Below are 14,924 nucleotides of genomic sequence, written 5' to 3'. Positions count from 1 at the left end.
TCAGGGGTTTTATCATGGCAATTACACATACTTTAGGCTTCCCACGCATAGGCCGTAAACGCGAACTCAAATTCGCACTTGAGAAATACTGGGCCGGAGAGTCCAATGAAAGCGAGTTACAAAGCGTTGCCAGTGAAGTGCGCAAGTTCAACTGGCAGGCTCAGTCAGAATTAAATTTGATTTCTGCAGGTGACTTCAGTTTCTACGATCATGTTCTGGATACAGCGGTGCGCTTAGGCATTACACCTGAGCGTTTCCAACAGGACGAACCGGCCATTACTACCTACTTCAGACAGGCCCGTGGGCGTGCTCCGGGAGGAACTGATGTTCCTGCACTGGAGATGACTAAATGGTTTAACACCAACTATCATTATCTGGTTCCCGAGTTAAGCGAAGGGCAGAGCTTCAACCTGAACATTGACGACCAGCTGCAGCAGATTCGCGACGCTAAAGCCACAGGCAAACCCGTCAAACCTGTACTGTTAGGCCCGGTTTCATTTTTAGCCTTGTCGAAACAACGGGACGGCGATGAACAGACGTTAAAACATCTGCCCGCATTACTTAAAAGCTATTTGTTATGGCTGAATGCGCTGGCAGCAGAAGGCATTGTCTGGGTGCAAATCGATGAACCTATTTTAGTCACAGAACTGGATGCCGACTGGCAGTGCGCTATCAACCAGGCCTATCAGTCTCTGGGGTCACTGCAAAAAATAAAAATATTGCTCACCACCTACTTCGGTACTTTGGGAGCCAATCAGGATTTGGTTGCGGAGTTACCCGTAGCCGGGCTGCATGTTGATGCGGTAGCAGGAAGCGAAGGGTTAGAGGCTATCAATAATGTCTGGCCCGAGCATAAAGTACTGTCCGTTGGCATCGTCAATGGCCGTAATATCTGGCGTACCGACTTGCGCAAAGCAGTTGATACTCTGCTTCCTATTGCTGAGCGTCGCGGTGATTTCTTATGGGTAGCTACCAGTTGTTCTTTGCTGCACAGCCCTATTGATCTCGAGCTGGAAGACAGCCTGGATACAGAGCTCAAGTCATGGCTGGCATTTGCGGTACAGAAAGTAAATGAAGTTAAGCTCATCGCACAGGCCATCAACCTGGGTATTGAAAGCATAGAGCAGGAACTCCAGGAGTCGGACAAAGCAGTTGCTTCACGGCAGACTTCAGGCCGCATTCACAACCCGGGTGTCAGTCAGCGCATTACCGCTATCAGTGACGCCGATAGCAGCCGCAGCAGCGGTTACAGTGTTCGCGCCGCGCAGCAGCGCAAGCATTTAGAGCTACCTTTATATCCAACCACGACTATAGGCTCTTTCCCTCAAACAGGCTCCATTCGTCATTTACGCCGTGAATGGCGGGGTGGTCGTTTATCAGAACAAGACTACCGGGATGCTATCAGTAAAGAAATCGCCCAGGTTATTCATGAGCAGGAAGAGCTCGGGCTCGACGTATTAGTGCATGGTGAAGCGGAACGTAATGACATGGTCGAATACTTTGGCGAGTTGCTGGAAGGTTTTGCTTTCACCCGCTTTGGTTGGGTACAAAGTTATGGTTCACGTTGCGTTAAACCTCCGGTTATCTTTGGTGACGTCTATCGCAGCAAGCCCCTTACCGTGGAATGGATCCGCTTTGCCCAGGAACTGACCGATAAACCCGTCAAAGGCATGTTAACAGGCCCGGTCACTATTTTAGGCTGGTCCTTCCCTCGTGACGATATCAGCACTGCGACCATTGCTCAGCAAATTGCCCTGGCGCTACGCGATGAAGTTGCTGACCTGGAAAAAGCCGGTATTAAAATCATCCAAATTGATGAACCTGCTTTTCGTGAACTGCTGCCTTTAAAAATTAGTGAGCAAAAAGCCTATTTCGACTGGGCTGTACAAGCTTTCCGGTTAGCTTCTGCGGGTGCTCAGGATAACACTCAAATCCATACCCATATGTGTTACTCGGAATTTAACGCCATTATTGATGCTATTGCGGATCTGGATGCGGACGTCATCACCATAGAGACCTCGCGCAGCGCCAGCGAGCTGCTGGATGTGTTCCGTGAATACCACTACCCGAATGAAATTGGGCCAGGTGTTTACGATATTCACAGTCCACGGGTTCCTGATGTTGAAGAAATTCAGGCGTTAATAAGCCGCACTCAGGCCTATCTGCCAGCAGAACGCTTATGGGTAAATCCGGACTGCGGTCTGAAAACCCGAAGCTGGGACGAAGTGCGCCCGGCATTACGCAACATGGTTACCGCCGCGCGTAATTTACGCAATAAGGCCAAGGCAGCCTGATGAGGAGGTTATATGTCACTGTCACATGCACAGCACTTAGAGTTGCTTAACCAAAGTATCAGTGAACTGAATAACGACACTCAGGTATCGTTCGAGTTCTTTCCACCGGGCACTCCCGAAGCGGAACAAACCCTGTGGAAAGCGTTGAACAGGCTGGCCCCGTTAAAGCCAAGATTTGTCTCCGTGACCTATGGTCACGGAGAGGAGTCTCGCCAACGCACGCATAATATGATTAAGCAAATTCATGATCGAACGGGGTTGATCGCAACCCCACATTTAACCTGCATCGATACGCCAGCTGAGGAGCTCAGGGATATCGCACGCGATTACTGGAAAAATGGTATTCGTCATATTGTTGCTCTGCGGGGAGATGCGCAACCAGGTCGCTTGAATACGGGCCAAAGTGCCCTTGACCTGATACATCTATTAAAACAGGAGCACGACTTCGATATATCCGTAGCAGCCTACCCCAATGTTCACCCTGAAGCGCGCAGTCCACAGGCCGACCTGATGGAGCTTAAACGTAAAGTAGATGCCGGTGCCAGCCGCGCCATCACTCAGTTTTTCTTTGATGTAGAGAGCTATCTGCGCTTTCGCGATCGCTGTGTCAGCGTAGGCATTGAAGCAGAGATCGTGCCTGGGATCCTGCCTATAGGTAACTTCGGAACCCTACAAAGGTTCGCTAAACTGACCAATGTCAGGGTTCCTTATTGGCTGCAACGGCGCTTTAATGGCTTGGAAGATGACCCCACTACCCGCTCTCTGGTGGGAGCATCCGTGGCTATTGACCAGGTCCGGGTACTCAGCCGGGAAGGTGTCGGTGAGTTCCACTTTTATACACTCAACCGTGCTGAACAAACTTACGCCATTTGTCACACACTAGGACTACGTCCCCCTGAAATTGAGCACGCCCCCCAACAACCCGCTCTGCAAACCGCCAACGGCTAAAGCAAATTGAACGCACACCACAGCTGGTTACCAGACAGGTAACCAGCCTTTCTCTTCCAGTAGCTGCAGCAGTGCAGCTACTGATTTTTCCATCGAATCAGACTCCGTATGCAGACGTAAATCAGCTTGCACTGGGCTTTCATAGGGCGCTGAGATACCTGTCATACCAGTCAGTTCTCCAGACCGTGCCCTTGCATACAAACCTTTCACATCACGCCGCTCACACTCCTCCAGCGAGGTAGCTACATGAATCTCGAGGAAATTCTCCTTGCCGATCTGTTCCTTCAATTGCTCCCGCTGAGACCGTAGTGGAGACACAAAAGCAGCCAGTACCAGCAGACCACTCTCGCTCATCAGGGAGGCAACTTCACCTGCTCTTCTTAAGCTTTCTGTACGGTCCTTCTCACTGAAGCCCAGATCAACACATAACCCATGTCTTAGATTATCGCCGTCCAACAGATAGGTACGCACCTGGCGCTGATACAGCGCCTCTTCCAGAGCCCCGGCCAGCGTTGATTTACCTGAACCACTTAATCCGGTAAACCATACGACCCCGGAACCGTGGCCATTCAACAGGTTGCGCTGTTTTTGGGTGATTTTATGTTGTTGCCAGAATACCAATGCTGTCATGTTCTTATCCACTATTAAAAAGGGAAAAACCTGGGCAACAAGAGCAACACAGTGCTGCTGTATACCAGGCACAAGGGGCCACCAAGGCGCAGGTAGTCTCTGAATTTATAGTTACCTGCGCTATACACCATTAAGTTGGTCTGGTAACCGAACGGAGAGATAAAACTGGCGGAAGCACCAAAGGCAACCGCCATAAAAAAGGGCGTGGGGTCGACCCCTAACTGCAAAGCCAGTGAATAAGCCACCGGGAAAATAAGAGCCGCGGCAGCATTGTTGGTAATCACTTCGGTAAATAACCAGGTAGCGAGGAAAACTGCAGCAAGGGCCAGCCACGGGCTGTTTTCCCCTACCACAGCAGACAACCCGGAAGCCATCAGGCCTGCAACTCCCGAGTCCATCATTAACTGGGCCAGACCTATTGCAGAACCCACAATAATGAAAAGCTCCAGAGGAAAGCGCTCGCGAATATCGCTCAGCTTAATGGTTCTGGTCAGTAGATATAAAACCAGCAATACCGTCAGCCCTTTAACCAGGGGCACTATATTCAGCAAAGAAAGCAGTAGCACGCCCAGGAATGCAATGACCACAGCCACACTGCGTGACAACGAAAGCGGCGTAGAAGAGCTATTGCTGATAACGGCTTCCATCAATTCAAATTCATGTTGCTGCTGTTGAGGCGTGAACTCCAATCCGGGAATTTCCTGCAATTGAGGTATTGCCGTTAAATTACCCACAAAATGCAGACAGTCGCCAGCTCTCAACTGAATATCCGGACTAACAGGACAAAGGTTTTTCTGCGCGCGTTGAATATCAGCAAGGTACAGTGATTTTAAGTGCCTGAGTCCATTATTCTCGACGCTATGTCCGATAAGTGGACTGCCTTCAGGTACCTGCGCGGTGACATAATAAGACGACTCTTTCGGTTGACGACTGCTGTTGTCCGGCAACCAGCGAGCACCCAGCAGAAGTACAAAAAAGCCAATTGCGAAAGCGGTTAGTCCCAGTAGGGTAAAGTCAAAAAAGGAAAATCCCGGCAGGCCCGCTTCTTCAATAAAACTGTTTACGATTAAGTTCGTAGAAGTACCAATCAGGGTAAGCATGCCACCCATAATGGCACTGTAGGAAAGCGGTAGCAGCAATTTAGACGCCGCAAAATGAGGGTGCTGACGCAGTGAGCTCATTAAAGTAGACACTACCGCAGTATTATTAATGAACGCAGACAGTACAGCACTGGTAAGTGTCAGCCGCGTAATCACTACTGTTAACGAAGCACTGGAAAACTGCCGGCTCAACCACGAGGTCAGGCGCGATTTTTCAATCGCAATCGCGCACAGAATTAACAGCACCAGGGTAACCAGCGAACTATTGGTGAAATTGTGCAAGGCTTTATCGAGCGGTATCCAGCCCAGTACATAACCGGTTAACAATGCGCCTGCAAAAAAGATAGCAGGCGACCGCTGGCTGAAAATAAGCCCAGCGACCAACCCGGCTAACAGCAACAACACACCGGCAAGTTGCATCAGGTTTTCCGGATAACATCGGCAACATCTTCCAGTTTCCATTGCGGAAAATGCTTGCGTATTAATTGCTGCAGTTCGATAACAAAAGACAGCTCAGTTGAAGGCTGTTCCGCCCGTTCCCTGCTTATCTGATTCACTAATCCGGCCGCGACAGTCGCGTTGGTTATAGGGTCAATCAGAATAAAGCTACCGGTCGCCGCCGACTCAGAGGCCAGATCAACAGGCACCGGCTGACTGAGCTCGATATGAAGTTGGGCCACATCGTTAATGCTAACCTGATCACTGGGGTGTCTGGAGAAGTCATTAATGTCCAGGGTATGCACAATACGGCTGATGCGCGCGGATACTTTCTGGCTGCCGAGTTTTAACTTATACCAGTGTTCTGTTATCAGTGGGTTTTCATCAAACCAGACCACAGTGGCGTGCAGTTGATTGCTGACCGTTACTTCATCACCGCCAGGCACTATCCAATCACCCCGACTGACGTCAATATTGTCCTCCAGAGTCAGAGTGATGGCTTCTCTGGCAAAGACCTGCTGACAATGCCCCTGAGCATTGTATAAATCCTGAATCCGGCTTTGTTGAAGGGACGGATAGAGAGTCACGGATTGGCCGCGGCTCAGTTGCCCACTACTTAAAGTCCCGGCATAGCCCCGAAAATCCTGATGGGGGCGGTTAACATACTGCACTACAAAACGGGTATTGCAGTCTTCTTTAGCGGCGACCTCTATGTTTTCCAATAAGGGCAGCAAGGCTTCCCGGCTGTACCAGGGCATCTGCTCTGAGTTATGCAGAATATTTTCACCTTTCAAAGCACTCAGCGGTACCACATTAATATCGGATAACTCTAAAGTCCGGGCCAGTTCATGAATATCATGATTTATCTGCTCGAATCTCTGCTCATCATAAGCCACTAAATCCATTTTATTGACGGCAAAAATAAAGCTTTTAATGCCCAGCAACGCACAAATAAAACTATGCCGGCGAGTTTGTGCCATGACACCGTGACGGCCATCAACCAGAACAATAGCCACTTCAGAGTTCGAAGCACCGGTGACCATATTGCGGGTATACTGCTCATGGCCTGGGGTGTCAGCCAGAATGAACTTGCGTTGTTGCGTAGAAAAGTAGCGATACGCAACATCAATAGTTATACCCTGCTCACGCTCTGCCAGCAGGCCATCCACCAGCATGGCAAGTTCAAGGTCGCCGTCACTGGTGCGCCCTTTAGTATCCTGATTTAAAGCATCCAGTTGATCATCATAGAGTTGCTGACTGTCATGCAAAAGGCGCCCAATGAGCGTGCTTTTGCCATCATCTACGCTGCCACAGGTCAGTACTCTTAATAAGGATCGTTGTTGATGCGCTTTCAGATAATCCTGAATGCCCAGGTTATCCAGTTGTTTATTTAAAGACGTTGTTGTGACTGCCATCAGAAATAACCCTCCCGTTTTTTCAATTCCATACCTGACTGATCCTGATCGATTGCCCGACCCTGTCGCTCTGAGGTTCTCGCCCTTAACATTTCTTCGATAATTTCATCCAGGGTGGTTGCCTGCGACAGCACAGCCCCTGTTAATGGGTAACAACCCAAAGTGCGAAAACGAACAGACAGATGTTCAACCTTGTCATCGTCTGTCAGCGGAAAACGCTCATCGTCTACCATCAACAAGCTGTTGCCTTGTCTGACTACGGGGCGGGGTTGAGCAAAATAAAGCGGCACTATATCTATCTGCTCCTGCTGAATGTATTGCCAGATATCCAGCTCGGTCCAGTTCGACAGGGGGAAAACCCGAATGCTTTCGCCGTCATTAATCTCGCTGTTGTACAGATTCCACAATTCCGGGCGCTGCTGCTTAGGATCCCAGTGGTGATGACGATTCCGAAAAGAAAAAACCCGCTCTTTCGCACGTGACTTTTCTTCATCACGACGTGCGCCTCCAAAAGCAGCGTCAAAACCGTACTGGTCCAGTGCCTGTTTAAGGCCTTCGGTTTTCATAATGGTGGTATGTTTTTCACTACCATGAATAAAAGGATTAATGCCCGCATCAATGCCTTTCTGGTTCTGGTGCACAAGCAAATCCAGACCATAACGCTCGCTGACCTGATCCCGAAAATGAATCATTTCACGAAACTTCCAGCCGGTGTCTACGTGCAGCAACGGGAAAGGCAAACGGCCAGGAGCAAAGGCTTTTAAGGCAAGGTGCAAAAGCACCGATGAATCTTTGCCGATCGAATACAGCATGACAGGCTTCTTAAATTCAGCAGCGACTTCCCGGAAGATATGAATGCTTTCTGCTTCCAGTTGTTGTAAATGTGATAACGCCATACATTTCCTCCTAAGCCACATGGCTTGTTGTTTGCGGTGTGTCATGCTGCTCATGCTGCTGAAACCAGCTCAATTCAGATGCCAGGGCTACAACTTCGCCAATGACAATTAAAGCCGGGCTTTTTATGTCATGACTTCGAATCAAGTCAGGTAAATGCTGTAAGTTGCCCGTGATGCAGCGCTGTGTAGCTAAAGTGCCATTTTCAATTACAGCTACAGGCGTTGTCTCACTGCGCCCGTGCCTGATTAATTGCTGGCTGAGTTGTTCGCTAGTGATCAACCCCATGTAAACCACCAGGGTTTGCCTGGAACGGGCGAGCGCTAGCCAGTCCGGACGTTCGCCGTTGGGCTGACAGTGCCCTGTCACCAGATGCAGCGTCTGTGCATAATCGCGATGCGTCAGAGGAATGCCGGCATAAGCCGCGCAACCCGCCGCGGCGGTAATTCCCGGCACTACAAAATAACGCACACCGGCCTTTTTAAGCGCCTGACACTCTTCACCCCCACGCCCATATATGAAAGGGTCGCCGCCCTTCAGCCGGCACACACGCTTACCTTCATTCGCAAGTTGCACCAACAACTGATTAATATCGTTTTGCTGCATGCTGTGTAGCCCTGCTTTTTTGGCCACGCTGATGCGCTCAGCATCACGGCGGGAAAGCTCCAGCACGGCTTCAGAAACCAGACCGTCATGCACAATGACGTCTGCTTTTTGCATATATTGCATGGCTTTTATGGTTAGCAGTTCAGGGTCTCCCGGTCCCGCTCCCACTAAATAGACCTCTCCCTGATTAACCGAAAAACCCGCTAGCTCATGGCTCAGTAATTGTTGCGCCTGCTCATGCTTGCCTGATTGCAGTAACGACAGCGCCGGCCCTGCAAAAAAACGCTCCCAGAAGTCACGTCGCTGTTGCAGATTAGATAACGAACTTTTCACCAGACTGCGGTTATGGGCTGCAAGCTTGGCCATATCCTGAGTTGACTGAGAAGCCAGCTGTTCCAGCTTTTCACGCCACATGCGAGCCAGCACCGGAGCCTTGCCTCCGGAAGAAATGGCCATCACCAGAGGGCTGCGATCCACAATGGCTGGCATAATAAAATCACCGTTGTCAGGGTCATCTACCGCATTTACCCAGATATTGTGGAGCTGGCCCTCAGCATGCACCCGTCGATTAACTGCAGGGATATCTGTAGCCGCGACAATGAGCTTGTAGCCAGCCACTGGGTGTTCACCAAATTCAGCTTGCAGGCAAATAACCTGATCGTCGGGCAGCGCTCGAATAGAAGGAATGATAGTTCTGGCCAGCACAGTGACGCGCGCCCCGGCGGCTAGCAATAGCTTTATCTTTCGCAGTGCCACATCGCCACCACCGACAACTAAAACGGGTTTATCATGCAGCTGTGCAAATATTGGTAAGTAATCCATCAGGCAATCTCATTGTAAAATCACCCCCTTAATATAGCCATCTAGACGTCTAAACATAAATACTCTTATACACTTAGATATAACCAAAATGCATGAGCAATGAGATCGCTATGCTTATGTATGCAGACCGCACTCACGGCCCATGCCATTAAAGCGGGTGTCCTCAGGGTTCATGCCAGGATCCAGGCGCTGGGTTGAATGAGTATCGCCAATAGAGACATAACCCTTATGCCATAGCGGGTGATAAGGCAGCTGGTGACGTTCTAAGTAGTTATAGATATCCCGATCGGACCAATCCGCGATCGGATGTACTTTGATAACATTCGTATGTCGCTCTGCAAACGGGATTTGCTGGCGGGTCCTGCTTTGCTGCCGGCGCAGACCGCTGAACCAGGTTCCTGCATTGAGTTCTTTTAAAGCCCGTTGCATAGGTTCAACCTTATTAAGCTGGTTATAGCGCTGTAAACCTTCTTTTTCAGTCCACAGCTGCCCCCAGCGGGCTTCCTGCCAGGCGGCAGAAAGCGGGGCACGATAAACTTTAAGGTTTAGCTGCAACCGTTGTTGCAGCTCATCAGCAAAACGATAGGTTTCGGCAAATAGATAACCGGTATCCAGCAAAATAACCGGAATATCTTCCCGCTGTCGGCTCAGCAAGTGCAACATAACGGCCGCCTGAGCCCCAAAACTGGAACTGACCACTGCATTGACCGGAAAGTGGCTAAGCGCCTGTTGGACACGCTCTTCAGCCGTGACTTCCTGCATCGCCTGATTGGCTTCCGTTAACCAGGCTTGCTGGGTACTTTCGTCCTGTTGCAGAATCCGTTTCATCGTCCGCATAACAACTCCTTAGCTATGAAAATCAAGGTGCGAGACCTTCACTTCTTTGACCACACCGGTGCGAATAACAAAGTCACCAAAACACTCCGGCCCGACTCGATCCTGCGCCCAGCTGGCTATTAACTGATCCAGGATCTGCAGGATTTTTTGTTCAGGAATATTTTCACTAAAGAGTTTCGGGATCCGGGTGCCTACCCGGTTACCCCCCAAATACAGATTGTATTTGCCAGGTGCTTTGCCGATAAGGCCCACCTCAGCCAGCATCGCCCGGCCGCAACCATTAGGGCAGCCAGTGACACGCAGCACAATATGCTCTTCATCCACGCCATGTTTCACCAGTAGCGCTTCTACTTTACCTACCAACTCAGGCAAATAACGCTCAGCTTCGGCCATCGCAAGAGGACAGGTAGGAAAGGATACGCAGGCCATGGAATTCAAACGCTGGGGACTAATTTTTTTATCCAGCAAGCCATATTCCCGCGCAAGCTGTTCAATGAGCTCAACCTCGGTGGGCTCGACGCCAGCTATAATCAGGTTCTGATTTGCCGTCATTCGAAAATCGCCCTTATGTATGTGAGCGATCTTGGCCAGACCTGTTTTTATCGGTCTTCCGGGTTTATCCAGAATGCGTCCGCTTTCAATAAATAAGGTCAGGTGCTGTTTATTATCAATGCCTTTGACCCAGCCAAAACGGTCCCCTCGTGAGGTAAACTGATAAGGGTGCACGGGTTCAAATGAAAACCCGGTTCTTTCTTCTACCAGAGAACGGAAAGTGTCCAGGCCCAGACGGTCGATAGTATATTTAGTCTTAGCGTTTTTGCGGTTCACCCGATTACCGTAGTCACGCTGCACAGATACAACATGTTCGGCAACAGTAAGCGTCTGCTCCAACGGAATGAAACCAAGCTCATCAGCTCTTCTGGGGTAAGTGGCGTTGTCACCGAATGTCATTGCTAACCCACCACCGACTAGCACATTAAAACCAATCAAGCGGCCTTTCTCAGCAATGGCTACAAAATTCAGGTCATTAGCATGCACATCCACATCATTGTGTGGCGGTATCACCACTGTGGTTTTAAATTTACGGGGCAAATAATTTTCCCCTAATACAGGTTCACTTTCTGTCGATTCTACTTTTTCTTTGTTCAGCCAGATCTCCGCGTAGGCTTTAGTGCGGGGCAATAAATGTTCGCTTATTTTTGCCGCCCAGCCGTAAGCTTCTGCATGCAACTCAGACTCCACAGGATTGGACGTACACAGCACGTTTCTATTTACGTCTCCCGCTGTCGCAATGGAATCAATGCCCACGCTGTTTAATAACTGATGCATAGGTTTAATATGAGGTTTTAAGACACCATGAAACTGGAAAGTCTGCCGGGTGGTTAACCGAATGCTGCCATACAAAGTGCTGCGGGCAGCAAAGTCATCTATGGCAAGCCACTGCTGAGGGGTGATAATGCCCCCAGGCATACGTGCACGAAGCATGACATTGTGCAGTGGCTCAAGTTTTTGCTCCTGACGCTCCGAGCGGATATCCCGATCGTCCTGCTGGTACATGCCATGAAAACGAATCAAGGTGAAATTGTCGGTATTAAAACCGCCCGTAACAGGATTCGACAAGTCAGTGGTGATGGTCCCACGCAATAATTTGCTTTCTGCCTTTAAGCGTTCGTTATCAGAAAGCGAACCGGGCACCACAAGTTCAGATTTGACTGGAAATTTGCTCATTAATACACATCCTTCTGATAACGTTTTTGCTGTTTAAGTTGTTGCAGGTAGTCACTCGCCTCAGTATCAGTTTTATTGCCATACTGCTGCACAATGCTGATTAACTCAGCTTCCACATCTTTAGCCATACGCTGTCCGTCACCACAGATATAGAGATAAGCTCCGCGCTGCAGCCATGCATAAACCTCTTTCCCCTGTTCACGCAAACGGTGCTGCACGTATAACTTATCTTCCTGGTCACGACTAAAAGCCAGATCAATACGGGTCAATAAACCGTTTTTCAGATATCCCTGCCATTCAACCTGATACAGAAAATCTTCGGTAAAATGAGGATTGCCAAAGAACAGCCAGTTCTTCCCCTTCGCTTTGCGTTGTTCCCGCTCCTGCAAAAACGCACGAAAAGGTGCAATGCCAGTACCTGGTCCTATCATAATGACGTCGCTGTCATCTTCTTCTGGCAAACGGAAGTTCTTATTCTCTTCAACATAAATGCGAACCTGATCACCCGCGGTTATTCTGTCGGCAAGAAAACCTGAGGCTCCGCCGGTATGACTGACACCAAAGGCCTCATAACGCACAACAGCAACCGTAAGATGCACTTCGTCTTCAACTTCTTTTTGTGAGGAGGCTATTGAATAAAGACGTGGCTGCAGTTTGCGTAGCCCATCAACTAAAGCCTGGGCGGGTAAAGGAAAGGGATGCTCTCGCACTATGTCAATAATTTGACGACTTTGAAGATAGCTGTGTAGTTGCTTCTTATCCTCCAGCAGCGAATTCAGTTGCTCAATGCCGCCCTGCCTGGCATAGAACTCTACAAAACCAGGGTAGGCCTGAGTGATTTCTTTATGTTCCTTAATAGCGTCGACAATACTAAGCGTCTTGCCATCCAGGGTTACTTCAGCATCAGGCTTCACAGCCGTCAGTTCGAGCAGTTCTTCAACCAGCTCCTGATCATTTTTGAAGTACACCCCGAGAGAATCTCCAGGTTGATAAGTTAAACCGGAATCACCTAAGGCCAATTCAACATGGCGGATATCTTTCGAGGATCGCCGACCTGTTATGCGTTGGTGCGTATACAGCTCGGCACTATATGGATTCTTTTTGTTATATGTTGTGAGAGGTGTCGGTGTTACAACTGCAGGGGGATGATTGCCCTTTACCACGTCTACACAACGCTCTTGCAGTAATTGACTGACACGCTCCTCCCACTCCTCTGCAGCGGTCTCATAATCAACATCAAGCTCAACGCAGGGCAAAAGGGACTGTGCACCAAGCTGCTCTAACTGCGCATGAAAATCTAAGGCTGTCTTACAAAAGAATTCATAGCTGCTATCCCCCAGGCCCAATACGGCAAAATTGAGAGACTTCAATGACGGCGCTTTCTTGCTATACAGAAAATTGTAAAGTGAAATCGCATTCTCAGGAGGCTCACCTTCTCCATAGGTTGATGTAACCAGGATCAAATGACTTTCTTTTTTCAAGTCACGATTTTTATAATCCGCCATATCCAGCACACGAGTCTGCACTGCCAGGCTATTACAGCGTTCAGCTAGTTGCTCAGCCAGATGACGCGAGTTCCCGGTTTGTGAACCATAGAGTACAGTCACCTGAGGTTCCTCAGAAGCTGCGGCTGGAACCGCATTTAACTCCGACGTCACGCTGAGCGTGGCCGCGATATATCCATGAACCCATGCACGTTGCACAGTATCAAGAGAACCAAGCAGTGCGTTCATTTGCTGCTGCTGAGTCTGGTTCAATGGGTTTGATTGCTTAATTAAGTCTGAAATTTGCATAGCGTCATTAAGATTGATTATAACTATGCATATTTAGACGTCTAAACGTCCATAAGTGAAATAACAGTTAGGTCTTATATATCTCTAAATAGAATTAGCCATCTAGATGGCCAAAGATCATAATGCCATACTATTCTTTATTGTGAGGATCTTTTTATGTCCAAAGTGTTCAATGACAACTCCACCAGCATTGGTGGAACCCCTTTAGTAAAACTTAATCGTGTAGTCAGTGGTAACGTCTTTGCCAAAATAGAAAGCCGTAACCCTTCCAATAGCGTGAAATGCCGGCTGGGCGCCAATATGGTATGGGAAGCTGAAAAGCAAGGCGCTATCACACCTGGTAGAACCTTGCTCGAGGCTACTTCTGGCAATACCGGAATTGCATTAGCTTTCGTTGCTGCAGCAAGAGGCATTCCCCTGACTCTTACCATGCCTCAGTCTATGAGTCTCGAGCGCCGCAAACTGTTAAAAGCCTTAGGCGCCACGCTGATCCTTACCCCCGCAGATAAAGGCATGAAGGGCGCGGTGCAGAAAGCGGAAGAACTTGCAGATAGCGATCCTGAGGGCTATTTATATCTGCGTCAGTTCTCTAATCCTGCGAACCCGGCGATTCATCTCACCACCACCGGGCCCGAAATTGATCAGGCACTGGATGGTAAAATAGATATTTTTGTCACAGGTGTAGGTACTGGCGGTACTATCAGCGGAGTGGGCCGCTACTTTAAAGAACAAGGCAAAAAGGTTCGTTGCGTAGCAGTCGAACCCGCCGAATCCCCTATTATCGGGCAGACGCTGGAAAACCAGGAACTGACTCATTCTCCTCATAAAATACAAGGCATAGGTGCAGGTTTTATACCCGACAACCTGGATCTGTCTTTAGTCAACGCAGTCGAGCGCGTCAGTAGTCAGGAAGCGATAGACATGGCGCACCGCCTGATGCATGAAGAAGGCATACTGGCCGGCATTTCCTCTGGAGCTACGGTAGTAGCGGCTAAACGATTAGCTGAGAAAGAAGAGCATAAAGGCAAGAACATAGTCGTAATGCTGGCAAGCTCTGCAGAACGTTACTTAAGTTCAGCTTTATTCGCAGATGTATTTACAGAAGCAGAGTTACACCCGTAGGGCAGGCTCGGCCTGCCGTGGCGATGTCGTTGCGCCCGCGATGGGGTATTCATTTGCGGTCTGGATACGTTGCACCGTAGGGCAGGCTCGGCCTGCCGTGCGATGTCGTTGCGCCCGCGATGGGGTATTCATTTGCGATCTGGATACGTTGCACCGTAGGGCAGGCTATGCCTGCCGTGCGATGTCGTTGTGTCCGCGATGGGGTATTCATTTGCGATCTGGATACGTTCCACCTGCCGTTGCGGTGGTTGGGGTATCGGCAATGCTGTGGTTGTCGGGTATCAGATACGTCGCGGG

At 49.4% G+C, this 14,924-nt stretch carries 11 protein-coding genes; 3 read left to right on the top strand and 8 right to left on the bottom strand.

Annotated features, from left to right (window positions below):
• Nucleotides 1-14: 14 nt before the first annotated feature.
• Together metE and metF are read left to right on the top strand one after the other, a co-directional pair.
• Nucleotides 15-2,294: a 5-methyltetrahydropteroyltriglutamate--homocysteine S-methyltransferase gene (metE, locus tag CWE09_RS13290; protein ID WP_126804555.1), complete on the top strand. Its 2,280-nt coding sequence runs from the start codon at nt 15-17 to the stop codon at nt 2,292-2,294.
• 12 nt (nt 2,295-2,306) lie between these two features.
• The gene (gene metF / locus CWE09_RS13285; protein ID WP_126804554.1) at nt 2,307-3,242 is read left to right on the top strand and encodes a methylenetetrahydrofolate reductase; all 936 of its coding nucleotides are present in this window, start codon (nt 2,307-2,309) and stop codon (nt 3,240-3,242) included.
• Between the two features lie 27 nt (nt 3,243-3,269).
• On the opposite strand, the gene cysC is transcribed toward metF, so the two are convergent.
• The 8 genes from cysC to CWE09_RS13245 form a co-directional block, all read right to left on the bottom strand.
• On the bottom strand, nt 3,270-3,872 hold the full coding sequence (cysC, locus tag CWE09_RS13280) for an adenylyl-sulfate kinase (protein ID WP_126804553.1): 603 nt from the start codon (nt 3,870-3,872) through the stop codon (nt 3,270-3,272).
• Between the two features lie 14 nt (nt 3,873-3,886).
• Nucleotides 3,887-5,392 (bottom strand): SLC13 family permease, encoded by a 1,506-nt coding sequence (locus CWE09_RS13275; protein WP_126804552.1) that lies wholly within the window; start codon nt 5,390-5,392, stop codon nt 3,887-3,889.
• Nucleotides 5,392-6,825, bottom strand: a complete 1,434-nt coding sequence (gene cysN / locus CWE09_RS13270) for a sulfate adenylyltransferase subunit CysN (protein WP_126804551.1) — start codon at nt 6,823-6,825, stop codon at nt 5,392-5,394. Before cysN ends, CWE09_RS13275 begins: the two co-directional genes overlap by 1 nt.
• Nucleotides 6,825-7,721 (bottom strand): sulfate adenylyltransferase subunit CysD, encoded by an 897-nt coding sequence (cysD, locus tag CWE09_RS13265; RefSeq protein WP_126804550.1) that lies wholly within the window; start codon nt 7,719-7,721, stop codon nt 6,825-6,827. The genes cysN and cysD overlap by 1 nt, the downstream gene beginning before the upstream one ends.
• A 10-nt stretch (nt 7,722-7,731) precedes the next feature.
• Nucleotides 7,732-9,147, bottom strand: coding sequence for a siroheme synthase CysG (gene cysG, locus CWE09_RS13260; RefSeq protein WP_126804549.1), 1,416 nt, complete (start codon nt 9,145-9,147; stop codon nt 7,732-7,734).
• Between the two features lie 114 nt (nt 9,148-9,261).
• Nucleotides 9,262-9,984: a phosphoadenylyl-sulfate reductase gene (locus tag CWE09_RS13255; protein WP_126804548.1), complete on the bottom strand. Its 723-nt coding sequence runs from the start codon at nt 9,982-9,984 to the stop codon at nt 9,262-9,264.
• Between the two features lie 9 nt (nt 9,985-9,993).
• Nucleotides 9,994-11,712, bottom strand: coding sequence for an assimilatory sulfite reductase (NADPH) hemoprotein subunit (gene cysI / locus CWE09_RS13250; RefSeq protein WP_126804547.1), 1,719 nt, complete (start codon nt 11,710-11,712; stop codon nt 9,994-9,996).
• On the bottom strand, nt 11,712-13,505 hold the full coding sequence (locus tag CWE09_RS13245; RefSeq protein ID WP_126804546.1) for an assimilatory sulfite reductase (NADPH) flavoprotein subunit: 1,794 nt from the start codon (nt 13,503-13,505) through the stop codon (nt 11,712-11,714). Before CWE09_RS13245 ends, cysI begins: the two co-directional genes overlap by 1 nt.
• 156 nt (nt 13,506-13,661) lie before the next feature.
• Between CWE09_RS13245 and cysK the strand changes: the two genes are divergently transcribed.
• Nucleotides 13,662-14,627: a cysteine synthase A gene (gene cysK / locus CWE09_RS13240; protein WP_126804545.1), complete on the top strand. Its 966-nt coding sequence runs from the start codon at nt 13,662-13,664 to the stop codon at nt 14,625-14,627.
• The last annotated feature ends 297 nt before the right edge of the window (nt 14,628-14,924 follow it).

Origin of the sequence: Aliidiomarina minuta, from assembly GCF_003987145.1 — a bacterium.
In the GTDB taxonomy this organism is placed as follows: domain Bacteria; phylum Pseudomonadota; class Gammaproteobacteria; order Enterobacterales; family Alteromonadaceae; genus Aliidiomarina; species Aliidiomarina minuta.
The sequence above is the reverse complement of the archived record's forward strand: the minus strand, read 5'-3'. Positions and strand labels throughout refer to the sequence as shown.